This window comes from Altererythrobacter sp. MTPC7 (assembly GCF_042851395.1).
Lineage (GTDB): Bacteria > Pseudomonadota > Alphaproteobacteria > Sphingomonadales > Sphingomonadaceae > CAJXSN01.
In genome coordinates this window covers 1-22,212 of the sequence record NZ_BTGS01000010.1, presented here as the reverse complement: position 1 = coordinate 22,212, position 22,212 = coordinate 1, and the positions used below count along the sequence as shown (strand labels likewise).

Genomic DNA, 22,212 nt, shown 5'->3' with positions numbered 1-22,212 from the left:
ACTCGGCCAGACCATGTGGCTCGATAAACCGCGCAATCCGAATGCCCCGCTCGCCGGGCTGAAAGTCCTCGAACTCGCACGCGTGCTCGCCGGGCCGTGGGTGGGGCAGACGCTGGCCGACCTGGGGGCCGACGTCATCAAGGTCGAAAGCCCGGAGGGCGACGGAACGCGCCAGTGGGGACCGCCGTGGATCGAGCACGATGGCGAACGATCCGCTGCCTATTATCACGCGGCGAACCGAGGCAAGCGGTCCATCGTGGCAGACTTTCGCGGCGCAGCCGACCTCGACCGCGTTCGTACCCTGGCCGCCGGGGCCGACGTGCTGGTCGAGAACTTCAAGACCGGCAGCCTGACGAAATTCGGGCTCGACTACGCGTCACTATCGGCGGCCAATCCCGGGCTCGTCTACTGCTCGGTGACCGGCTTTGGCCAGACCGGGCCGCGCGCGCACGAGGCGGGCTACGACTTCGTGATACAGGGGATGAGCGGCTTCATGGCGCTGACCGGCGAACCGGACGGGCAGCCGATGAAAATGGGCATCTCCATCTCCGACCTCACCTGCGGCCTGTATTCGGTCATCGGCATCCAGGCGGCGCTCGCGATGCGGGAGCGCACCGGACGCGGGCAGCATGTGGACATGGCTCTGCTCGATTGCTCGGTTTCGCTGCTGGCGAGCCAGGCCATGCACCTGTTTGCGACAGGCCAGAATCCGCCGCGCATGGGCAATGAGCACGCGCAGGTCAGCGCCTACGGCGTCTTCCCGGCCAGCGACGGGCAGATCGTCCTCGCCCCGGCGAATGACGGCCTGTTCCGCAAAACCCTGAAGGTCCTGGGGCGCGAGGACCTGCTGGAGGACGACCGGTTCACGACGAACGAGGGCAGGCTCGCCAACAGGGACCAGCTGGATCGGATCATCGCGGAGGCGACGCGGTCCCGGACCCGGTCCGACCTCCTTGCCGCCTGCGCGAAGGCAGGCGTGCCTGCCGGACCGATCAATGACATCGACCAGGTTTTCGGCGATCCGCAAATTATGGACCGGGGCATGAAGATCGAACTGGATGGCGTTGCGGGCGTGCGTAGTCCCTTCGCCTTTTCGGGCGCCGAACTGGCGCTGGACACCCCATCGCCTGCCCACGGGCAGCACGATTAGGACAGGGACGGCGCTGCCATTGCTTGACCGCTCCTGTGATTTCGGTAATTACAGAAACAACGAACGGAGCGAGTCGCCATGCCGATGCAGGATATTCCCGAAGTCCGCGCCTTCATTCTCCACTGGGGGGAAATGGGCAGCGAGTGGGGGGTCAACCGCTCCGTCGCCCAGATCCATGCCCTTCTCTATCTTTCGGACCGCCCGCGTCACGCGCAGGAAATCTGCGAGGCACTGGGGCTGGCGCGCTCCAATGTCTCGAACGGGCTGAAGGAGCTGCAATCCTACCAGATCGTGCGCCGGGTCCATGTCGATGGCGATCGACGCGATCACTTCGTCGCGGACACCGACCTGTGGGACATGCTGATGAAGATCGCTGCGGAGCGAAAGCGCCGCGAAATCGACCCGACGATCCAGCTGCTCGGCGAGCTTTCGGAGAGCCTCGCACAGCGGGACGATGTCGCTCCGCATGTGCGCGAACGGATCGAGCGCATGCACGATTTCATCGGCAATCTTTCGAACTGGTATGCCGATGTGCGCCGCCTGCCCAAGTCCACCCTGATCACCCTGATGAAGCTGGGGGGCAAGGTCGCAAGGCTCCTCCCCGGCGGTGGAAAGAGCGGCACGTAGTCCCGAACCCCTGACAGCAAGGAGCACCCACGACAGATTCACGAACGTCGATTTCCCAAATTACAGAAATTACAGGAGGAACTTATGTATCTCGTCCCGGCCTATATCGCCTACCTGCTTATCAGCGTCGGCCTGACCATCTGGGTGGCGCGGACCCTGTCGAAGAACGGCATCGTCTTCCTGAAGGAGTGCTTCGGGCATGACGACATGCTGGCCCGTTCGACCAACCACCTGCTGGTCGTGGGCTTTTACCTGGTGAATCTCGGCTGGATCCTCCCGACCCTGCGGTTCGGAGACGCGCCCGAAAGCGTCGCGGGGACCATCCGGTTCCTGTCCAGCAAGATAGGGCTGGTCGTGGTCGTCCTGGGCATCATGCACTTCTTCAACATGAATGCCGTGGCCAAGTTCGGCCGCAAGGTGGGCGAATGGCTGCGCGAGGACAGCTACGGCAATCCTGTAGGCCCGCAGGCACCCGGCGTCGCGTTACGCTGACGTCCTGCGACCCGGAATGCAAAGGGCGGCCCGATCAGGCCGCCCTTTCTTTCATCAGCCGACTGCGGCCTTGAGGTCGCCGACCAGATCGGTCCGTTCCCACGGGAAATGATCGCCCTCCGAGGTCCGGCCGAAATGGCCATAGGCCGCGCTCTTGCGATAGATCGGCTTGTTGAGCCCCAGATGTTCGCGGATCCCGCGCGGGGTCAGGCCTCCAAGTGCCTTGATCGTCCCAATAGCGTTTTCCAGCGCCTCGTCCGAAACCGTGCCCGTACCGTGCGTATCGACATAGAGCGAGAGCGGCTTCGAAACGCCGATCGCATAGGCCAGCTGGATGGTGCAGCGCGTAGCGAGGCCCGCCGCCACGATGTTCTTGGCAAGATAGCGCGTGATATAGGCGGCCGACCGATCGACCTTGGTCGGATCCTTGCCCGAAAAGGCGCCGCCGCCATGCGGGGCCGCACCGCCATAGGTATCGACGATGATCTTGCGACCGGTCAGCCCGGCATCCCCGTCGGGCCCGCCGATTTCGAAGGCACCGGTGGGGTTGATGTGCCATTCGGTCGTGTCGCTGAGCCACCCTTCCGGCAGGATCGCGGCAACCACGCCCTTCACGTATTTCTTCAGCTCGGCTTCCTTCTCGCCCTCGTGATAGCCCTTGGCGTGCTGGGTCGAGACGACGACCGCGGTGCATTCGACCGGCTTGCCGTTTTCGTAGCGCAGCGAAAGCTGGCTTTTCGCGTCCGGCTCGAGGAACGGCGCCGCGCCGCTTTTCCGATCGGCGGCGAGATGTTCGAGGATCTTGTGGCTGTAATCGAGCGTCGCCGGCATCAGGTCCGGCGTCTCGTCGCAGGCAAAGCCGAACATGATGCCCTGGTCCCCGGCACCCTCGTCCTTGTTGCCGCTGGAATCGACGCCTTGCGCAATTTCGACCGACTGGCCGTGCAGGTGGTTCTCGAAGGTCAGCGTTTCCCAGTGGAAACCTTCCTGCTCGTAACCGATCTCGCGCACGGTGCGGCGAACGACCTTCTCGATTTCTTCCTTCGCGCCCGGCGCCCAGCCGCCGTTCTCGCGCCATTCTTCCTTCTTGGCATCATACATGGGGGCGCAGCGGATTTCCCCGGAAAGGATGACGCGCTGCGTCGTCGTCATCGTTTCGCAGGCTACGCGCGATTCCGGATCCTTCGCCAGCATGAGGTCCACGATGGCATCGGAAATCTGGTCCGAAACCTTGTCGGGATGGCCTTCGGACACGCTTTCGGAGGTAAAAAGGTAGTTGCTGCGCATGGGAAAAGGGCCTCGATATAAAGAAAGCTTTATGTGTTCCCTGCCGACTTAGCTTTGCGCACGCCGCCTTGCAACCGACGAGGCCGCGTATGCCGCCCCGATGAGGACGAGCGCCCACAGGGTGGCAAGCGCATTGCCCATGCGGGAAAACAGGGTGGGCGACTTCGCCGGCGGCACGAACCCTTCCATCCGGTCCAGCACGCCCGGACCCAGATGGTCGCGAACGACGCCATCCGCATCGATCACCGCGCTGATCCCCGTGGTGGTCGAACGCAGGACCGGCAGACCTTCCTCGATCGCCCTCATCCGTGCCTGTGCAAGGTGTTGCGGCGGCCCCCAATAGCCGAACCAGCCGTCATTGGACGGGTTGAAGATGTAGTCCGGCCGATTGCCGCGCTCCGTCACCTGCCCGCTGAATACGATCTCATAGCAGATCTGCACCCCGACGCGGCCAAAACGGCCGAAATCCTGCGTGGCCGGCCCCGGGCCGGGGATGAAATCGATGGTGCCTGCGACGAGCCGGGAAGCGCCAAGCGGCTCCAGCAGCCAGCGGAGAGCGAGATATTCTCCGTAAGGCACGAGATGCGCCTTCGCATAACTGCCGACCAGCTCGCCCTCGCTGTTGATCGCGGTCACGGCATTGTAGGCCCCCGTCGCCTTCGGAGCGCCGTCCACCGTTTCGATCCGCAGGTCCTGTGCACCTGTCAGCAGCAGGCTGTTTTCGCCGATGACGTTACCGATCCGCTGGCGGGCGTAGTCGGGATCGGCCTGCGCGGTGGTCGCCGCGTAATAGCGCGCCGGATAGCCGGGTCGCAGGTAGTCAGGCAGCCCGGATTCCGGCCACAGAACGATGCGCGGCTCTGCGTCGTCCTCCCGCGCGGAAAGCGCGGCCAGGGTCAGGAAGGCCGGTTCGTATTGTCTGGGATCGTTCAGTTCGGCCTGGTCGAGATCGGGCTGGACCAGCGTGTAGCGCAGGGTCCCTTCCGCAGCGTGGTTCCCACCTGGCAGGTACATGCCCGCAGCAAGGAGGGCAGACCCGCCGGCGAGCCAGACCCAGCGCCGCTGATTGGCGAAGAGCACGAGCCACGCGCCGAACAGGACAACCAGCCCGGACAAGGCGTAAGTCCCCAGCCACGGCAGGAGCGAAGCCCAGCCGGGCCGGTCGAGCGGTCCAAGCAATGCCAGCCCGAGCGGCGGCCAAGGATAGCCGGTAAACACCCAGCTGCGCAGCCACTCGGTAACAATCCACGCAGCGGCGAAGGCAAGGATGAAGACGCTGGCGCCTCGGCCCCGCGTCGCCCGCCAGGCTGCAAGCGCTGCCAGCGCGGGATAGATTGCGAGATAGACGCAGAGCAGAGGCACCGCGATCCAGCCCAGGAAAGCGGGCATTTCGCCCTGGTGGGTAAACGCCGTGGCGATCCAGTTGTTCGCCACCGAAAGATGCGACCAGCCCCAGAGCCAGCCGATCAGGGCGGCCCGCTTCCAGCTTGCCGCGCTCCACACGAGAAAGCCCAGCAGGCCAACCGAAAGCAGCGCCAGGGACCACAGGCCGAAAGGCGGGTAGCCGAAGGCGCCCACCGCGCCCGCAGCTATGGCTGTCAGGCGCGGATAGCGGACGAAGATTGCGGGAAGTGCGCGCGGCGCATCCAGCACCGCGTCGCCCTGCGCCTGCACGGGATCAGCCGACCGCGCTCAGCGCAGTATCGTCATCATCCGATTTCGGCTTGCGGGCACGGGGTGCGCGCTTGGGCTTCTTCTCGCCGTCATCGGCAGAGATCGAGGGCGGCAGGACCGCTGCGTCGATCTCGCCATCGGGTTCGGCAGCCTTGGGCTTGCGCGTACGCTTCGCCTTGGGCTTTTCCTCGGCCGCTTCGCGGTCATCGGACGCATTGTCGTCGCGATTGTCGTTCCGACCTTCCTCATTCCCGTCGCGGCGCTGGCGCGTATTGCGACGCGGACGGCGGTTTTCCTCGCCATCGTCGTCATTGTCGTCCGACCCCCGATCATTGCCGCGCTCGGCATCCCGCTTGGCCCGCTGTTCGTCCTGGCGCGCCTTGTTGTCGGCGATGACGCGGAAGTAATGGTCGGCGAACTGCAGGTAGTATTCCTGCTGCACCCGGTCGCCATTGTGATGCGCGTCCTGCGCCAGTTTCTTGTACTTGTCGAGAAGCTGGGGTGCGTTGCCGCGTGCGCGGCTGTCGATGCGGTTCATCGCATTGGGATTGCCGCCACCGCCCTGGTTGCGGTTGCCGCGACCGCGACGCCTGTTGTTATTGCGTTGGTTGTTCAAGGAATACTCTTCCTCAGTAGCGTAGCGCTCTCATCGGGGCGCACTCGCAAAGCCCCTCGCCGTGCCCGCACTGTGGCTCAGGTCACGGCCCCTCACTTGCCTTGCACGCAAGGCCCCGCTCCGGGACCCGCATTTCACTGGCAAATGTTGGATCAAGACCGCGACAGCAAATAAACGCTTATCACCGGTCTTGACTTCGATTTAGCCCTTCGCTGCGCCTTTGCCAACCCCAAAGCGCAAAACCAGTCCCCGCGGCCTGTGGGCAAGGTCGCGGAACGTCTGTGCGTCGGCTCCGCATTCGCGCGCCAGCGCGCCGACAGATTCGGCCTGCTGCCACCCGATTTCGACGACCGCAGCCCCGCCGGGCGACAGGAGCGATGGCAATTGCGGAATCAGGACGCGGTAGTCGCCCAGCCCATCGGGCCCGGCAAACAGCGCCTCATGCGGCTCATAGCGGCTGACGCTGTCGTCGAGCGTCGCAGTTGTTTCGACATAGGGCGGGTTGGCGATGACCAGGTCGAAGCGGCCAAATCCGGCCTTCCAGTCCGCCTGCGTCCAGTCGGCTTCGACAAGCTCCGCCCTGCCTGCGACGCCCAGCGCTTCTGCATTGCGCCGGGCGATGGCCAGCGCGTCCGGCGAACGGTCCATCCCGAGACCGGAGGCATCGGGCCGCTCCGCCAGCAAGGTGAGCAACAGCGCGCCCGATCCCGTCCCGCAATCGAGGATGCGGGCATCCTCCGGCAACAGTTCCAACGCCGCCTCCACCACCGATTCGCTGTCGGCCCGGGGAATGAGGACGGCCGGAGAAACGATGAATTCGCGCCCGTAAAAGGACTGGCTGCCGGTCACATAGGCCAGCGGCTCGCCCGTCATGCGCCGCCGGACCATCGCGGCGAAAGTTTGCGGCGCGGGGTCCTGCATGCGGGTCAGCAGCATGCTGCTGCGCGAAACATCGAGCGCCGCTGCCATCAGCCATTCGGCGTCGAGCCGGGCCGTGTCGCTGACCGTGGCCAATCCTCCGGCAGCCTGCCGGATGGCATCGGCAACGGTCACGGGCACACGAACAGGCCCGCTATTCGGCGAGGGCTGCAAGGCGCTTCGCCTCGTCTTCGGCGATCAGTGCGCCAATCAGTTCGCCAAGGCCGGGCCCGGCGATGATTTCCGGCAATTTGTGCAGCGTCAGGCCGATCCGGTGGTCGGTCACGCGGCCTTGCGGGAAATTATACGTCCGGATGCGTTCGGAGCGATCCCCGCTGCCGACCATCGCCTTGCGCGCTTCCGCTTCTGCGCCCTGCACGGCATCGCGCTGCTGCTCGAACAGTCGGGCGCGCAGGACCTGCATCGCCTTCTCCCGGTTCTTGTGCTGGCTGCGGCCGTCCTGGCAGGTGACGACGGTGTTTGTCGGCAGGTGGGTGATGCGGATGGCGCTGTCGGTCGTGTTGACGTGCTGTCCGCCCGCCCCGCTTGCACGGTAGGTGTCGATCTTCAGTTCCGTAGGATCGATCTGGACATCGACGTCGTCCGGTTCCGGCAGGACCGCGACCGTCGCGGCGCTGGTGTGAATGCGCCCCCCGCTTTCGGTTTCGGGCACGCGCTGGACGCGGTGGACACCGCTTTCGAACTTCAGCTTGGCGAAAACCCCGCTGCCGGTGACGTTGGCGACGATTTCCTTGAATCCGCCGACTTCGCTCGCGCTCATGCTGACAGGTTCGACGCGCCAGCCCTGTTCGGCAGCGAAGCGTTCGTACATCCGGAAAAGATCGCCCGCGAAAAGCGCCGCCTCGTCACCGCCCGTCCCGGCGCGGATTTCCAGCATGGCAGGCTTCGCATCGGCGCTGTCGCGCGGCAGCATCGCGATGGCGAGCTGCTTTTCCGCCTCCGGCAGGCGGGCGGCGATAGCGGCGAGTTCTTCCTCCGCCATGGCCTTCATCTCCGGATCGGCCAGCATCTCCTCGAGCTCGACCGTTTCCGCACGCATAGCCTCGACCTCGGCGGCGATCTTCGCCACCGGCTCGAGTTCGGCATAGTCGCGGCTCGCCTGGACGAAGGCGTCCCCTTCCAGCGTGCCGGAAGCAAGGCGCGCCTCGATCTCGGCGAAGCGCTGGGCGATCTGTCGCAGGCGTTCGGCGGGTACGGTCACGATCAGCCCAGCAGCGCTTCCAGGCGGCCTGCATCATTCTCTGCCGCCTTGATCCGCCGCGATACCGCTCCATCGCGCAGATCATAGGACACGATCGAGGAGGCGCCCGATTTCACCGCCTTGTCGAATCGTTTGCGCGGACTGCCGCTCGCCATCAGATCGCATGACAGGCCCTCGCCCCGCAGCGTACCCAGGGCAGCGATGGCCGCATTCATCGCATCGTCGTTCTCTACCACCACCACGACATCGGCGGCCGCTTCCCCCCGGTCGCCGACCAGCATCGCCAGTCGCTCGATACCGGCGGCCCAGCCGACCGCAGGTGTCGCCGGTCCGCCGAGGCTTTCCATCAGGCCGTCATAGCGCCCACCGCCCAGAATGGTGCTCTGGCTGCCGAGCGCAGCGGCGGCTGCGCTGCCTTCGTCCGGGATGAACTCGAACGCGGTGTGCCGGTAATAGTCGAGGCCGCGGACCAGGCTTTCGGCGCGAGCCCACTTCACGCCTGCCGCATCCAGGCCCGCGGTAACCGCATCGAAAAAGGCAAGTGCATCGTCCGACAGGAACTGGTCGATCTTCGGCGCATCGGCCACGAATTGGCGGTCGCGCCGGTCCTTTGAATCGAGGATGCGCAGCGGATTTTTCTCCAGCCGTTCCTGCGAATCCTCGGACAATTCGCCCTTCACCGCGCGGAAATAGTCGACCAGCGCCCCGCGCCAGGCCTCGCGGCTGTCGCCGTCGCCTAGCGTATTGAGGTGCAGGGTCACATCGGCAATGCCCAGCTCCTTCAGCACCTGGTCGGCCATCGCCAGCAGTTCCACATCCGCCTGCGGTTCGCCCGCGCCGATGATTTCCGCGTCCAGCTGGTGGAACTGGCGATACCGGCCTTTCTGCGGGCGTTCATACCGGAACAGCGGGCCATGGGTCGCCGCCTTCAGGGGGGCATGCTGCTGCCATCCATTGGTCAGGAATGCGCGCGCGATCCCTGCGGTGAATTCCGGGCGCAGGGTCAGGGAATCGCCGCCCCGATCCTCGAACGAATACATTTCCTTCGACACCACGTCGGTCGTTTCGCCGATGGCGCGGCTGAACACCTCGGTCTTCTCGAAAACCGGCATCTCGACGCGGCGAAAGCGGTAGAGCTTGCGGACACGTTCGAAGGTTTCGACGACGAAGGCGAAGCTTTCCGCATCCGCGCCGAAGATGTCCTGCGTGCCTCTGATGGCTTGGGGGGTCTTGCTCATGACCAGCCGCTTAGGCGAGGCGGCGGATTGCCGCAATATCGCCGCAGCGCAGCAATTGGCGGTTGCAGTGACGCGTGACCGCGCTAGACGCGGCGGCGCAATATCCCTTCTACGCGATTACAAGGTTCGACCATGCGCATCGACAAGATCCCGACCGGCACAAATCCCCCCGACGATCTCAACGTCATCATCGAAGTGCCGACCGGCGGCGAACCGGTAAAGTACGAATTCGACAAGGAATCGGGCGCGCTGTTCGTGGACCGCATCCTGCACACGCCGATGCGCTATCCGGCCAATTACGGTTTCGTGCCCCACACCCTGTCGCCCGATGGCGATCCGCTGGATGCGCTGGTCATCGCGCGTAGCCCGTTCATGGCAGGCTGCGTCGTGCGCGCCCGGCCCATCGGCGTGCTGAACCTGGAAGACGAACATGGCGGGGACGAGAAACTGATCTGCGTGCCGGTCGACACGACCTTCCCCTATTACTCCGACGTCGGCGAGACGAAGGATCTGCCCTCGATCATCTTCCAGCAGATCGAGCACTTCTTCACCCACTACAAGGACCTGGAGAAGGAAAAGTGGGTCCGCATCGGCAAGTGGGGCGACCGGGCGGAATCGCGCCAGATCGTCCTGGAAGCCATCGAGCGGTACAAGACCGGCGGCTGATCGCGTCCCTGCAGCAAGGCTGCCCGGAGGGGATCACTCGACCGGGCGGCTGTTGTCCAGCAGGTCCTTTTCCTTGCCACCGGTAGCGCGCTCCGCCTCGACCATGGAGGCGATTTCGTCCCGCGGGCGAACATCCTCGTGGTCGGCATCGCTCACGCGCGTCGTTCTTGGCTGGGGCGTCGCTGCCGGGGCCGGCGAAGGGTCGCCGGTCGCGGCAGCCGACCCTGTCGGCTGGCCGATATTTTCGAACGGCAGGGCCGTGGTGCGCGGATCGAAGCGGAGGCGATAGATCGGCTCCGGCAGGCCGAACCCGGCATCCTCCAGCGCTTCCTTGACCGCCGGGATCGCCCGGCTCTGGGCCTTGTTCCAGTCTGCCTCGCGCTGGTCGATCCAGCCCATGAAGCGGATCACGACGTTGGAATCCCCCACCTCCACGATCCGCGCCTCGGCAGGCGGTTCGTCGAGGGTGAAGGGCAGGGCCTGCAGCGTCTCGCGGCCCAGCCGGCGGGCGGCGCGCGCATCGTCGTCGGCATCGACCCCCAGCGCGAATTCGAACCGGCGCTGCGGATTGCGCGTGTAGTTGAGGATGACGGCACGAAACACCTCGCCATTGGGAATGCGCAGGTGGTTGCCGTCCAGCGTCATCAGGACGGTTGCCCGGCTGGTCAGCCGGATCACCCTGCCCTCGTGCTCCCCGATCACCACGTGGTCGTTGGCGCGGAAGGGCTGGCGGAGGCTCAACATCAGGGACGCGACGTAATTCTCGATCGTGTCGCGCATGGCGAAGCCCAGCGCGATGCCGACCACGCCGGCCCCGCCGAGGACTGCGCCCAGCAGCGCGCCCGCCCCGATGATGTCCAGCGCGACGACTATGCCGAGAATGACGAAGACGAACCGGATGGCGCTGGCAATCAGTTCGGCAAGGAAGCCGTTGGGCGCGATCCGGTTCCACAGCGCGCTGAAGCCCGCGATGATGTATCCGACGACGCCGATGACCAGCGCGACGAACACGGCAAGCGCGATCAGCGGCAGCATGCCCGACCACCGCTTCGCCTTTTGCGCGATCTCGTCGAGCACGCCGATCCCGTCATCCACATTGGCGGAGCGTTCGATATCGTTCTGGACCGTGACGACCCCGTCGATCCGGCCTGCAATGTCCGCAGCCCGGTCTATAGCGTCGGTATCCGGCGCCTCGCCCGACAGGGTGACGACCCCGGAGCGAACCTCGTAGGTCACGTTTTCCAGGCTGGAGATTTCCGCGAAGATAGCACCCATGCGTTCGCGTATCGCCGCGTCGGCCCCGGCCTCGGGAGAAGCCTCGATCCCGGGCGCGGCCTCCGCCGTGCCGGGTTCCTCGGTTTCGGTACCAGCGAGCGGCAATGCCAGCGCGGACGGACCGACAAGCGAGGCAAGCGCAAGAAAAATGGCGGCCGCGAAGGTACGCACGGCGAACAATATGGAGGGCTTCATGACCGACAGAGCGGACAGCCATGCATTCCGGTTCCCGCGAACACGCATGGCGCCAGCGTCAGGCGTCGTCAGACCAGCGCGAAAAACGCCTTCGCCAGACCGGTAATCAGGAACGGCAGCCCGATGGCGACGACCCACAGGAAAAGCTGGTCCCGCCGGAATTGGCCGGACAAGGCAGGATCGAGGACGTGCCTTCCTTCATCGCGGCGACGCTCACGAAAATCTGCAGCGCGGTATAGACCAGCAACGCATAGGCGACATTGTCGCTCATCGATTTGCGCCAGTCGCGCAGTGCGCCATGCGCCTGATCGTAGCCGGAAACGTTGCGACGCCTGTCGTCGATAGCTTTTGCCATTCGACTCTCTCCTTATGTCTCTCCGATGAACACATATCCCAAAGTCGGTACGGGCAATCAAGCCTGCCTCGAAATTCGCAAGATTCTTGCGCGGATCGCGAATATGCCGCGGTTTCGACAACCCAATCTTCACACGCCTCATGCACAAAGCCTGCCAGAAATCGACCAATGGGGGTTTTGCGCCGGGCAGGCGATGCTAGACAGTGGCCATGGACATGCTTGATCACGACGAGACCGTGCAGGACGAACAGGCGCTGGAGGCGGGCGCTGCGCCGCCTATCCCGCAGGGCGGGCTGGAAGTCGTCTCGATCGCCAAGAGCTATGACAAGCGCGCGATCCTGACCGACATCTCGCTGACCGTGGGCAAGGGCGAGGTGCTCGGCCTGCTCGGCCCCAACGGCGCGGGCAAGACGACCTGTTTCTATTCCATCATGGGTTTGGTGAAGCCCGATGCCGGGCGCATCCTGATGGACGGCGAGGACGTGACCGCCTTACCCATGTACCGGCGCGCGATCCTGGGCCTTGGCTACCTGCCGCAGGAAACCAGCATCTTTCGCGGCATGACCGTGGAACAGAACATCAATTCTGTTCTGGAGCTCAACGAACCGGACAAGGCCACGCGCCGGGCCGAGCTGGAGCGTTTGCTCGACGAATTCGGCCTGCAGCGCCTGCGCGGTTCCCCGGCAATGGCCTTGTCGGGCGGTGAAAGGCGGCGCTGCGAGATTGCCCGCGCTTTGGCGGCGAAGCCGTCGATCATGCTGCTCGACGAACCCTTCGCCGGGATCGACCCGCTTTCGATCAGCGATATCCGCGATCTCGTCGCCGATCTAAAGACGCGCGGCATCGGGGTGCTGATCACCGACCACAATGTGCGCGAAACCCTGGAAATCGTCGACCGCGCCTGCATCATCTATGGCGGGCAGGTCCTGTTCGCCGGCACGCCGCAGGAACTGGTAGCGGACGAGAATGTGAAGCGCCTGTACCTGGGCGAAAACTTCACGCTCTGACGATGCTGCGCGGCGGGGTTTAGGTCATGGCACTCGGTCCCAGGCTGGATCTGCGGCAATCGCAGTCGCTGGTGATGACGCCGCAATTGCAGCAGGCCATCCGCCTGCTGGCAGCGTCCAACCTCGAGATCGAGACATTCGTCTCCGAAGCTCTGGAAGAAAACCCGCTGCTGGAGGCAGGCGAAGTCCGCCGCGAGCAGGAGGGGGACGGCGATGCGGAAGCGACCGGCGGCCCGGCCGCGGAAAGAAGCGCCGACGATACCGTCAGCGACAGGGGCAGCGACAGGGGCAGCGACAGCGGAACCGGGGACGAGGCGCTGGACATCAGCGTGAGCGCGATCGACCGCGACCGCGATACGGGCGACGGCGAATGGGGTAGCGGCGGCGCGGCCGCAGCGCCGGAGGACGCCGGCTCCTTCGAGGAACGCACCAGCGGCCAGCTTTCGCTGACGGACCACCTGCTCGAACAGGTCGGCAGCATTGCCGCCAATGCACGCGAGGAGTTCATCGCGCGCCACCTGATCGCCATGGTCGACGATGCCGGCTACCTGCCGGCAGACCTGCGGCCCGTGGCGCGCGAGCTGGGCACGACGCTGGACGATGTGGAGGACGCCCTGTTCGTGGTCCAGTCGCTCGATCCCACGGGCGTGGGCGCGCGCAGCCTGTCCGAATGCCTGGCCCTGCAGGCAAGGGAGGCAGACCGCTACGATCCGTGCATGCAGCGTCTGATCGACAATCTGGACCTAGTGGCGAAGGGCGATCTCGCCCGGCTGAAACGGATGTGCGACGTCGATGACGAGGATTTCGCCGACATGCTGGCCGAGCTGAGGCAATACGATCCCAAGCCGGGCCTCGCCTTCGGTTCCATTGAGGCGTCGGCCGTGGTGCCCGATATCCTGCTGTCGCGCAGCCCTGCGGGCGAGTGGAAGATCGCGCTCAACCCGGACACCCTGCCCCGGCTGGTGGTGAACCGGGACTATGCCCTGGAATTGCAGGACGGATGCACCGACAGGGCGAGCAAGTCGTGGCTCAAGGAAAAGCTGGCCGATGCACGCTGGCTGATCAATGCTCTGGACCAGCGGCAGAAGACGATCCTGGCCGTGTCGGCGGAGATCGTGAAACAACAGGCCGGTTTTTTCCGTGAAGGCGTCTCGAAGCTTAAGCCGCTCACCCTGCGGGAAGTGGCCGAGGAGATCGAGATGCACGAAAGCACGGTCAGCCGCGTGACCAGCAACAAGTATATTTCGACCGAACGCGGGACATTCGAGCTCAAATATTTCTTCTCCAGCGGCGTCGGCCGGCTGGGCGCAGAGGGCGAAGGCGCGTCGAGCCAGGCGGTCAAGGCACGCATCAAGGCGCTGACCGATGCCGAGGAGCCGAAGAAAATCCTGTCCGATGACAAGCTGGTCGAGCTGCTGAAGGCGGAAGGGTTTGACATCGCACGGCGCACGGTTGCGAAATACCGCGAAGCGATGGGCATCGGGTCCAGTGTCCAGCGCCGACGGGCCAAGAAACTCGCCGGACTCTGACTATTGCAAGAGCGGGTTAACCCGGTCGTTAACGGCGCTTCGTGCCCCCGCGACTCGCGCAGACATGCGGGTTTACGCCATATTAACCTTTTCCGTTCAGACCTTTTGTGGTTAATCCATGGCAACACCTCTGAACGAGGGGTTAGCGGCCTTACGGGGCACGAACGAAACGTTTACTGGGGCAAGGGGGACTACCCGATGCGCGTATTGTTGATCGAAGACGAGCCGACAACGGCAAAGGCCATCGAGCTGATGCTGACGACCGAGGGCTTCAACGTCTACTCGACCGATCTGGGCGAAGAGGGCCTCGATCTGGGCAAGCTGTATGATTACGATATCATCCTGCTGGACCTGAACCTGCCCGACATGCACGGATACGACGTGCTCAAGAAACTGCGCGTCGCCAAGGTGCAGACGCCGGTCCTGATCCTGTCCGGCATTGCCGAGATGGATTCCAAGATCCGCAGCTTCGGTTTCGGCGCCGACGATTACGTGACCAAGCCGTTCCACCGCGAAGAACTGGTCGCCCGCATCCACGCCGTGGTGCGCCGCTCCAAGGGCCACAGCCAGTCGGTCATCCGCACGGGCAAGCTGGCCGTGAACCTCGACGCCAAGACAGTCGAGGTCGATGGCGCCCGTGTCCATCTGACGGGCAAGGAATACGCGATGCTCGAACTGCTCAGCTTGCGCAAGGGCACGACCCTGACGAAGGAAATGTTCCTCAACCACCTGTATGGCGGGATGGACGAACCGGAACTCAAGATCATCGACGTCTTCATCTGCAAGCTACGCAAGAAGCTGTCCCACGCCTGCGGCGGCGAGAATTACATCGAGACGGTCTGGGGCCGCGGCTACGTGCTGCGCGATCCGGACGAGGCTGCCGAAGCGGCGTAAGTCTTCCGGTTTCGTATCTACAGAAGACCCGGGGCGGAAACGTCCCGGGTTTTCTGCGTTCGGGCACGGTGCACCTGAAGAGATCGCCACGCGATTCCGCTTGGCAAGATGGTGCGCTTTTGCGATTTGTGCGCGTCAACAATAGCGGCTGCGTTACCCATGTCGTTGCTTACCGATTACGCGGCCCAGATCGGCCTCGGCCTGCTGCTCCTGACCTTCGTCGCATTTGCCATGGAACGCCGTCCGCCCGTGGTCGTCGCAATCGTTGCAGGTGCCGCGATGCTGGTGCTGGGGTACCTGTCGCCCAAGGATATGCTGGGCACGTTCTCCAACTCCGCCCCGATTACCATTGCGGCCATGTTCATCCTGTCGGGCGCGCTGCTGCGGACAGGGGCGCTGGAGGCGGTATCGGGCTGGGTCGTCCACCGCACGACACAATCCCCGCGCCGCGCCATCGGCGAGATCGGACTGGGCACCCTCGCCGCATCCGCCTTCATGAACAACACTCCGGTGGTCATCGTGATGATCCCGGTGGTCAAGCGTCTTGCCGGCGTCCTGAAGACGGGTGCGACGCGGCTGCTGATCCCGCTGTCCTATATCTGCATCCTGGGCGGCACGATGACGCTGATCGGCACGTCGACGAACCTGCTGGTCGACGGGGTCGCGCAGGAACGCGGGCAGGCCCCGTTCGGCATTTTCGAGATTACGACGGTCGGCCTGGTCGGGGCGCTGGCGGGTCTGGCCGTGCTAATGATCCTCGGGCCGTTCCTGTTGCCCGACCGCGGCCCGCGGATGGAGGACGAGGAGCGCGAGAGCGACCTTTACCTCACCCACCTCATCCTCAATCCAGACAGTCGCTATGGCGGCAGGCGGCTGGGCGATACCAATGTCGCGCGGCGTCCGGGACTGAAGATACAGGCGATCCAGCGCGGATCCGAACTTCAGCGCCGGGGACCTGGAAGACATCGTCCTGCAAGCGGGGGACCAATTGGTGGTCGCGGCAAGTCCCGAGGAAATTGCCTCGCTCGCCGAGGCGCCCGATTTCCGTACCGGGCTGGTGGGCGTGGGCGGCGGAGTGGCAACGGCCATGCCGGACAGGCCCGCCGACCTGCGCGTGATCGAGGCGGTGGTTTCCGGCTCGCACCCGGTGGTCGGCCAGAGACTTGCGGAAATCCCGCTGCTTTCGCGTCTGCAGGTCCGCGTGCTTGGCCTTTCGCGCCCGCGCCACCTTGCGGGACCGGTCCTCGCGGAAGTTCGCGTGCGCGCCGGCGACCGGCTGCTGATCGCGGCGGGACAGGACGCGGCGCAGGCGCTGCAGGGCAACATGCAATTGACCGACGTGGCGGAAAGCACCGCCCGTTCCTTCCGCCGGAACAAGGCGCCCATCGCCATTGCCAGCCTGGCAGCCGTGGTGCTGGGCGCAGCGCTGTTCGGCCTGCCGATAGAGGCGCTGGCCATCTGCGGCGTCGCGCTGGTGCTGCTGACGCGGTGTATCGAGCCGGGCGATGCCTGGGGCAGCCTCGACGGCAATACGCTGGTCCTGATCTTCGCCATGCTGGCCTTTGGCAAGGGGCTGGAAAATGCCGGGACGATCGAGCTTATCGTGGCCTCCATCCAGCCGTTCATGATGGCCAATTCGCCGCTGCTGCTCATCTTGATCGTCTACGGCGTCACCAGCGTGATGACGGAGGCGATCACGAACAATGCCATCGCCGTCATCATGACCCCCATCGCCATCGGGCTGGCAGACGCGGCGGGGATCGATGCCCGCCCGCTGATCGTCGCGGTCATGTTCGGGGCCAGTGCCAGCTTCGTAACGCCGATCGGGTACCAGACCAATACGCTGGTCTACGGCGCGGCGAATTACCGCTTCACCGATTTCGTCAAGATCGGCATCCCGATGAATATCGGGGTCGGCCTGGCGGTCTCGCTTGCCATCTGGGCGACGTTCGTCTGAGCAGGCCGTCACGCCGCGCACCGCTGGACCGCGCCCGTCCCAGACGCTAACGCGCGCGCCATGACAGCGCACAAGTCCGGCGATCCCACGACGCTCAACCGTCTTTATGGCCGTAGCCAGGGCAAGCCCCTGCGCAAGCACCAGCAGCAGCTGGTCGACACCCTGCTGCCGCGCCTTTCCGTGCCGGAGGAAGGACCTGTGACCGCACAAGGGCTGTTTGGCGAGGATTGCCCCCTGCATTTCGAGATCGGCTTCGGCGGCGGGGAGCACCTTGCCTACCGCGCCGACCTGCTGCCCAATCACGGCCTCATCGGCGCGGAACCCTATCTCAACGGGGTGGCGCAGGCGCTGGGTCATATCGAACAGGAGAAGCTCGCCAATATCAGGCTGCATCACGGCGATGCGCTGCAGGTGCTGGAACGTATTCCCGATGGCGCGCTGACCATGGCCTACCTCCTCCATCCGGACCCGTGGCCCAAGGCGCGCCATGCCAAGCGCCGGATGATGAATGACGGCCCGGTGCAGATGATTGCCGACAAGCTGAAGCCGGGCGGGGAGTTCCGTTTCGGCACGGATCACCCGGTCTATGTCCGCCACGCGCTGATGGTCATGCGGCGATTCACCGACCAGTTCGAATGGGTCGCGCAGGACCGGTCCAACTTCGAGAATCGCCCCTCCGGCTGGTGCGAAACCCGTTACGAGAACAAGGCCCGCACACAGATGGGGCACGAGGTCTGGTACTTTCGATTCAGGCGACGCTAGACTACGCTGATGTTGTAAAAACAACGACTTGGCCAAAAACATCTACGCCAGGATTGCCTCCAATTCGCCCCTTTTTCCGCTTGCGTGATTACCCGGTGATTGCCAGAAAAAGGCCACGAGGTATCGCATGGCAACAGGAAAAATCAGCAAGCGCACGGTCGATTCGCTCCCGGTTGGACCAAAGGAAAACTATCTTTGGGACACCGATCTTAAGGGCTTTGGCGTCAAGATTACAGCTGCTGGATCAATCAGTTACATAATCCAGTTCCGAATGGGCGGACGAGAAGCGAAGACCCGTCGTTTCACGATCGGATCACATGGATCGCCCTGGACACCGACTACTGCACGCTTGGAGGCTGAGCGATTGTTGGTGATTGTTGCGCAGGGCATTGATCCGGTTGATGCGGAAAAGCAGCGCCGACGGGAAGCTGTCGACCTCGCCTTCTCGAATTACGCTGACCTCTTCACCCGCTCCTGCAAACGCGAGGGATGGCGTCGCCTCGTGGAACGATCCATTCGCCTCTACCTCAAGCCCACATTCGGAATGAAGGCGCTGCCAGCGATTACGAAGATCGACGTCGTATCGGTTCTCGATCAGATGCCGCCCAAGCAGGTGGCAAACCGGCGAAATGTCTTTGCCGTTATGCGCCGCCTGTTTCGCTGGGCCGTGAGTCGCGGAGATATCGATCGCAGTCCGATGGAGGGCATGGAAACGCCGCCTCCGGTCAAGCCACGAGAGCGCTGGCTCAAGGATGGCGAACTCCGCCATATCTGGGACGCGGCACCGGAATGTCATCGATGCTTTGGTCCAATTGTCAGACTTCTGATCGTGACCGGACAGCGCCGTGAAGAAGTCTCCGGGATGCAATGGCAGGAGCTCAGTCGCAGCGAAAGATTGTGGACCCTGCCCGGATCTCGGACCAAGAACGGAGAACCAAACTCCATTCCGCTCAACGATCTTGCAATCGCCGAGCTCGACCGGGAGGCTCGCGGCGAGAAGTGGCCACGCAAAGGCCGCGTCTTTGCGACAGCTAGTGGGGCGGGCTTTACGGGATACGCCAAGGGGAAGGTGAAGCTCGACAGCCTGATCGAGGAACGTCGCGAAGAGCCGCTCGACGCCTGGCGCCTTCATGATCTACGACGAACCCTCGCTACGAACTTTCAGCGGCTTGGCGTTCGGTTTGAAGTCACCGAAGCCGTTCTCAACCACGTCGGCGGATCTCGTGCCGGAGTCGCCGGCATCTACCAGCGCCACGATTGGAAGGACGAGAAGCGCCAGGCACTCGATGCCTGGAATGATCACCTCGCGACGGTTCTGTCCGAGAGTGGAGAGACCACCTAACTCATTGGCGAGGGCTAGGCGGTCTGCTGGTTCAAACGTCCGACCAAAGCGGGTACCAGAGCCTCGATGTGTTGATGATATGCGCGTACCGCCCGGGTTGAGCCATCGAAACCCTGCTGAGCTGTTCGCTCAATTTGCTCAAGGGCATGCGACGCCCCAGGCCAAATCTCCGGCTCGAGTTCACGTATCGGGTGGAGTCTGTCGCTAATGCGTTCGACCAAATGTACGCGAAACCGATTGCCTGAGTTTGCCGCGATGTCTCTGAAGACATGCGCCAATCGGTCGGCATAAGCACCCTGAGTGACGTTGGATCCTTCGTCGATTTCCAGTGATTTGCGGTCGGTGTCGGAAGTGTGCTCCAAAAGCAGCGCGTTGACTTGCAGGATGTCGCGCAAGGCCTGTTCGGTAAGCAGCGGTACGCGAAATCCTTCGCCGGGCGTGAGGTCGACCAGCCCTTCGCCGACAAGCTGGTTCAGGCTGTCTCTTACCGGCGTCATGCTTACTCCGAAATCGTCAGCCAGTCGCATCGCCTCGAGCTTCGCACCGGCCCGGAAGCGCCCTTCCAGCAATGCATTTTTAAGCCGCCTATACGTAGGCTCGAGGACGTGAGCGGGACTCATCGCCCGCTGCGGCGCGTCTCGGCGAACTCACGAACCGCTTCTTTCTGGTCGGGGCGCAGACTATCGGTTGCCTGCGGGAATTCGGGCACCTCGTCACGCAGCAGAACCGACGGGCATTGCCCTTCGAAATTACCCAGGTTCGGGCGGTGCTGCACATAACCGGCCAGTTCGGCGAGTTCGGGCGAGAACTCTTTTGCTACTGCTGGCGGATAGGCCAGCCAGAGATTCTCGTAGGGTTTGAGCCAGCCGAGACTGTAGCCGATTACGACACCGCGGCGGACATCCTCGGTCTGGTTTGGCCCCGCTCCATGGACGGTGGAGCCAAGAAAGCAGATGGCATCGCCGGGCTTGCAAACTGCGACTATGGGATCGTCGAGACTTTCGAGATTGTCGACAGGCTTCCTGTGCGTCCCGGGGTAGATGCGTGTCGCGCCATTGAGGCGAGTAAATTCGGTCAGCGGCCAGATGACGTTGAGAAGATATTCGTGATCGCCCTTGCGGCCTGCCCACATATCCTGATCGCAATGCGGAAACTGTTCTATCTCGCCGGGATGGATCGCGATCGCCTGGGCGACATTGAGCTGTATCCGGTCGCAGGCGCTGCCGAGAATTGCGCGGGCGAGCGATAGGACTAGCGGCTGCAGGACCAGATCGCCCGCGACCTGCGAGCGGCGAAGGAGGCTTCCAAACCGTTTGGTCCGATGCCCATAGAAGTCTCCCTTGCCGAGTGGCGCCTGCGCAAACGCAGCTTCCAGGTCGGCATCGAGTGCGGCGATCTGTTGCTCGGCGACAAGCTGCGGAATGATGCAATAGCCATCCTCTTGCAGCTGATCGAGCCAATACGCCTCGCTCGGCGCAGTCATGCTGCCAGCTCCATACCACCATAGGCTTCCGGCTGAGGATTGCGGCAGTAGATCCCTGCGTTGGCGAGTTGCGCGCGTGTATCCTGGTCGATGTCGATGCGAAGAGCGACAAGCTCCTGTCTATCGATGAAAAGGTTCGGCCCCAGCTGCTGGCAGCGCCAGCCGAACTGAGCGATCTGCCGGAACCAGGGCACCGGGGCGACCGCCGAATAACCAGAGATCCCTTCCGATAGCGCAAAATCGGCGAGTGCGGAGACAAGCTGGTTGCGGACACCCCGGCGATCAGCGCGCGGCAACGTGGGATCGATACAGAAACGGGTAATCTCGCGAAATGTCTCATCCTGCGGAACCGGTCCGGTGCACAGCTGTGGAAAGAGATCGCGCAAGATATGAGGTCCATCAGAACGCAGGAGCCGGGCCGATGCACGATGCTCGCAATTTTCGCCGGTGAGGACGAGATAGGCGGCCGAGGGCGTATCGAACTGGTCGATTTCAAAGGTCTCGTCGAGCACCGGAACGTCCCACCCAAGAAGATCCACGAACACGCGCTTGCGCGCCTCGAACATGGCGCGAAGTGCCGGATCGACCAGGCTTGCACCACTTATACCGCTGCTTTGCTGCATGAAGATTACCTGTGAACTTGATGACTGCTCGCATCTCATCAAATCCGGATAGGCAGCGACATACCAAGAATTGGGGAGGGCCACATCTGGCGCTCTACAGGGCGAGTTTACTGACCGCCCCACCTGTGCGATGAGCTTCAGCGTTTGAAAATCAACAAGATACGACAGGTATCCTATCGGTCCGATTCTGTTCATCCCGAGAAGGTCACAAGCTGGCTATGAATGCAAAAGTCATCACGAATTTCCAGCTTGGCAGCCGCGAATCCTCCTCGGCGCCGGATGTCTTGCCCCTGGCTACAGAGCATGCGCTGCAATCCGCCGGAGCTGCTTTCCATGCGCTCGCCGACACCATGCCGCAGATGGTTTGGTCGACTCTTCCCGACGGCTCCCACGATTATTACAATGCGCGCTGGTATGAATTCACGGGTGTCCCTGTCGGATCAACCGACGGCGAAGGATGGGCCGGGATGTTCCATGAGGATGACCAGGCCGACGCATGGAAGAAATGGAACCACAGCCTCGCTACCGGCGAACCGTACGAGGTTGAATATCGCCTGCGGCATCACAGCGGTGATTATCGCTGGATGATCGGTCGTGCGCTGCCGATCCTGAACGAGCAGGGTGAGATCCAGCGCTGGATCGGCACTTGCACGGATATCGACGAGCAGAAGCGCACCGCTCTCCAAAACGACATCCTGAGCCAGGAGCTCAGCCATCGCATCAAGAACATCTTCGCGATTGTTTCCGGTTTGATCAGCCTGACAGCGCGCGCAAATGAAGCGTTCGGTGAAGCGTCGCGCGATTTGCTAGGCCGGATTTCCGCGCTGGGGCGCGCGCACGAATTCGTCCGGCCGCACAGCGAAAAGTCCCAGCCCGAGGGCAAGGAAGTGACCCTCGCCA

At 63.6% G+C, this 22,212-nt stretch carries 24 protein-coding genes and 1 pseudogene; 13 read left to right on the top strand and 12 right to left on the bottom strand.

The genetic code is table 11. From position 1 onward, the window contains the following. Positions 1-13 precede the first annotated feature (13 nt). From ACGHJ7_RS10035 to ACGHJ7_RS10025, 3 genes are all read left to right on the top strand, one after another. The gene (locus ACGHJ7_RS10035; protein WP_390476978.1) at positions 14-1,150 is read left to right on the top strand and encodes a CaiB/BaiF CoA transferase family protein; all 1,137 of its coding nucleotides are present in this window, start codon (positions 14-16) and stop codon (positions 1,148-1,150) included. 78 nt (positions 1,151-1,228) lie between these two features. Beyond that, positions 1,229-1,777: a GbsR/MarR family transcriptional regulator gene (locus tag ACGHJ7_RS10030; RefSeq protein ID WP_390476976.1), complete on the top strand. Its 549-nt coding sequence runs from the start codon at positions 1,229-1,231 to the stop codon at positions 1,775-1,777. An 84-nt stretch (positions 1,778-1,861) separates the two neighbouring features. Beyond that, on the top strand, positions 1,862-2,269 hold the full coding sequence (locus ACGHJ7_RS10025) for a hypothetical protein (protein WP_390476974.1): 408 nt from the start codon (positions 1,862-1,864) through the stop codon (positions 2,267-2,269). A 54-nt stretch (positions 2,270-2,323) separates the two neighbouring features. Here the strand turns inward: ACGHJ7_RS10025 and metK are convergent, their stop codons facing one another. From metK to hisS, 6 genes are all read right to left on the bottom strand, one after another. Next, positions 2,324-3,556 (bottom strand): methionine adenosyltransferase, encoded by a 1,233-nt coding sequence (gene metK / locus ACGHJ7_RS10020; RefSeq protein ID WP_390476971.1) that lies wholly within the window; start codon positions 3,554-3,556, stop codon positions 2,324-2,326. A gap of 48 nt (positions 3,557-3,604) precedes the next feature. Next, the gene (gene lnt, locus ACGHJ7_RS10015) at positions 3,605-5,230 is read right to left on the bottom strand and encodes an apolipoprotein N-acyltransferase (RefSeq protein WP_390476969.1); all 1,626 of its coding nucleotides are present in this window, start codon (positions 5,228-5,230) and stop codon (positions 3,605-3,607) included. Positions 5,231-5,234: 4 nt separating this feature from the next. Further along, positions 5,235-5,846: a DUF4167 domain-containing protein gene (locus tag ACGHJ7_RS10010; protein WP_390476966.1), complete on the bottom strand. Its 612-nt coding sequence runs from the start codon at positions 5,844-5,846 to the stop codon at positions 5,235-5,237. A 201-nt stretch (positions 5,847-6,047) separates the two neighbouring features. After that, entirely contained in the window at positions 6,048-6,899 is an 852-nt protein-coding gene (gene prmC / locus ACGHJ7_RS10005; RefSeq protein ID WP_390476963.1) for a peptide chain release factor N(5)-glutamine methyltransferase, read from the bottom strand. A 19-nt stretch (positions 6,900-6,918) separates the two neighbouring features. Continuing rightward, positions 6,919-7,986 (bottom strand): peptide chain release factor 1, encoded by a 1,068-nt coding sequence (prfA, locus tag ACGHJ7_RS10000; protein WP_390476960.1) that lies wholly within the window; start codon positions 7,984-7,986, stop codon positions 6,919-6,921. Between the two features lie 2 nt (positions 7,987-7,988). Continuing rightward, positions 7,989-9,224: a histidine--tRNA ligase gene (hisS, locus tag ACGHJ7_RS09995; RefSeq protein WP_390476957.1), complete on the bottom strand. Its 1,236-nt coding sequence runs from the start codon at positions 9,222-9,224 to the stop codon at positions 7,989-7,991. A 132-nt stretch (positions 9,225-9,356) separates the two neighbouring features. Here hisS and ppa point away from each other — a divergent pair, with 132 nt between their 5' ends. Next, complete coding sequence (ppa, locus tag ACGHJ7_RS09990; RefSeq protein WP_390476954.1) at positions 9,357-9,890, top strand: inorganic diphosphatase; 534 nt, start codon at positions 9,357-9,359, stop codon at positions 9,888-9,890. Positions 9,891-9,923: 33 nt separating this feature from the next. Here ppa and ACGHJ7_RS09985 read toward each other — a convergent pair whose 3' ends face one another. Beyond that, on the bottom strand, positions 9,924-11,408 hold the full coding sequence (locus ACGHJ7_RS09985) for a mechanosensitive ion channel domain-containing protein (RefSeq protein WP_390476951.1): 1,485 nt from the start codon (positions 11,406-11,408) through the stop codon (positions 9,924-9,926). Between the two features lie 58 nt (positions 11,409-11,466). Beyond that, positions 11,467-11,715 carry a hypothetical protein gene (locus ACGHJ7_RS09980; protein ID WP_390476949.1) on the bottom strand — a complete coding sequence of 83 codons (249 nt, stop codon included), beginning with the start codon at positions 11,713-11,715 and terminating at the stop codon, positions 11,467-11,469. Positions 11,716-11,740: 25 nt separating this feature from the next. Here ACGHJ7_RS09980 and ACGHJ7_RS09975 point away from each other — a divergent pair, with 25 nt between their 5' ends. The 5 genes and pseudogenes from ACGHJ7_RS09975 to ACGHJ7_RS09955 all read left to right on the top strand — a co-directional run. Continuing rightward, a complete protein-coding gene (locus ACGHJ7_RS09975; RefSeq protein WP_390476947.1) occupies positions 11,741-11,938 on the top strand; it encodes a hypothetical protein in 198 nt (65 codons plus the stop codon). Beyond that, complete coding sequence (gene lptB / locus ACGHJ7_RS09970; RefSeq protein ID WP_390476944.1) at positions 11,925-12,722, top strand: LPS export ABC transporter ATP-binding protein; 798 nt, start codon at positions 11,925-11,927, stop codon at positions 12,720-12,722. Before ACGHJ7_RS09975 ends, lptB begins: the two co-directional genes overlap by 14 nt. 26 nt (positions 12,723-12,748) lie before the next feature. Continuing rightward, complete coding sequence (gene rpoN / locus ACGHJ7_RS09965; protein ID WP_390476941.1) at positions 12,749-14,251, top strand: RNA polymerase factor sigma-54; 1,503 nt, start codon at positions 12,749-12,751, stop codon at positions 14,249-14,251. Between the two features lie 198 nt (positions 14,252-14,449). After that, on the top strand, positions 14,450-15,145 hold the full coding sequence (ctrA, locus tag ACGHJ7_RS09960) for a response regulator transcription factor CtrA (protein WP_390476939.1): 696 nt from the start codon (positions 14,450-14,452) through the stop codon (positions 15,143-15,145). 108 nt (positions 15,146-15,253) lie between these two features. Then, positions 15,254-15,880: pseudogene (locus tag ACGHJ7_RS09955) on the top strand (SLC13 family permease); the annotation flags it as partial. A 12-nt stretch (positions 15,881-15,892) separates the two neighbouring features. Here the strand turns inward: ACGHJ7_RS09955 and ACGHJ7_RS09950 are convergent. Next, the gene (locus ACGHJ7_RS09950) at positions 15,893-16,111 is read right to left on the bottom strand and encodes a hypothetical protein (protein WP_390476936.1); all 219 of its coding nucleotides are present in this window, start codon (positions 16,109-16,111) and stop codon (positions 15,893-15,895) included. A 25-nt stretch (positions 16,112-16,136) separates the two neighbouring features. On the opposite strand from ACGHJ7_RS09950, the gene ACGHJ7_RS09945 reads away from it, so the two are divergent. The 3 genes from ACGHJ7_RS09945 (at position 16,137) to ACGHJ7_RS09935 (ending at position 19,206) form a co-directional block, all read left to right on the top strand. Continuing rightward, complete coding sequence (locus ACGHJ7_RS09945; protein WP_390476933.1) at positions 16,137-17,102, top strand: SLC13 family permease; 966 nt, start codon at positions 16,137-16,139, stop codon at positions 17,100-17,102. A gap of 60 nt (positions 17,103-17,162) precedes the next feature. Beyond that, complete coding sequence (locus ACGHJ7_RS09940) at positions 17,163-17,864, top strand: tRNA (guanine(46)-N(7))-methyltransferase TrmB (RefSeq protein WP_390476930.1); 702 nt, start codon at positions 17,163-17,165, stop codon at positions 17,862-17,864. A 127-nt stretch (positions 17,865-17,991) separates the two neighbouring features. Further along, on the top strand, positions 17,992-19,206 hold the full coding sequence (locus ACGHJ7_RS09935) for a site-specific integrase (protein WP_183309189.1): 1,215 nt from the start codon (positions 17,992-17,994) through the stop codon (positions 19,204-19,206). A 14-nt stretch (positions 19,207-19,220) separates the two neighbouring features. On the opposite strand, the gene ACGHJ7_RS09930 is transcribed toward ACGHJ7_RS09935, so the two are convergent. From ACGHJ7_RS09930 to ACGHJ7_RS09920, 3 genes are read right to left on the bottom strand one after another with little or no spacing between them, the layout of a single operon-like run. Further along, positions 19,221-19,826 (bottom strand): GntR family transcriptional regulator, encoded by a 606-nt coding sequence (locus ACGHJ7_RS09930; RefSeq protein ID WP_082134998.1) that lies wholly within the window; start codon positions 19,824-19,826, stop codon positions 19,221-19,223. Continuing rightward, the gene (locus tag ACGHJ7_RS09925) at positions 19,823-20,689 is read right to left on the bottom strand and encodes a phytanoyl-CoA dioxygenase family protein (protein ID WP_088712523.1); all 867 of its coding nucleotides are present in this window, start codon (positions 20,687-20,689) and stop codon (positions 19,823-19,825) included. The genes ACGHJ7_RS09930 and ACGHJ7_RS09925 overlap by 4 nt, the downstream gene beginning before the upstream one ends. Further along, entirely contained in the window at positions 20,686-21,312 is a 627-nt protein-coding gene (locus tag ACGHJ7_RS09920; protein WP_088712522.1) for an acyl-homoserine-lactone synthase, read from the bottom strand. The genes ACGHJ7_RS09925 and ACGHJ7_RS09920 overlap by 4 nt, the downstream gene beginning before the upstream one ends. A gap of 218 nt (positions 21,313-21,530) precedes the next feature. Between ACGHJ7_RS09920 and ACGHJ7_RS09915 the strand changes: the two genes are divergently transcribed. Further along, positions 21,531-22,212: PAS domain-containing protein (locus ACGHJ7_RS09915; RefSeq protein ID WP_390476925.1), on the top strand; the 682-nt coding region annotated here is incomplete at its 3' end.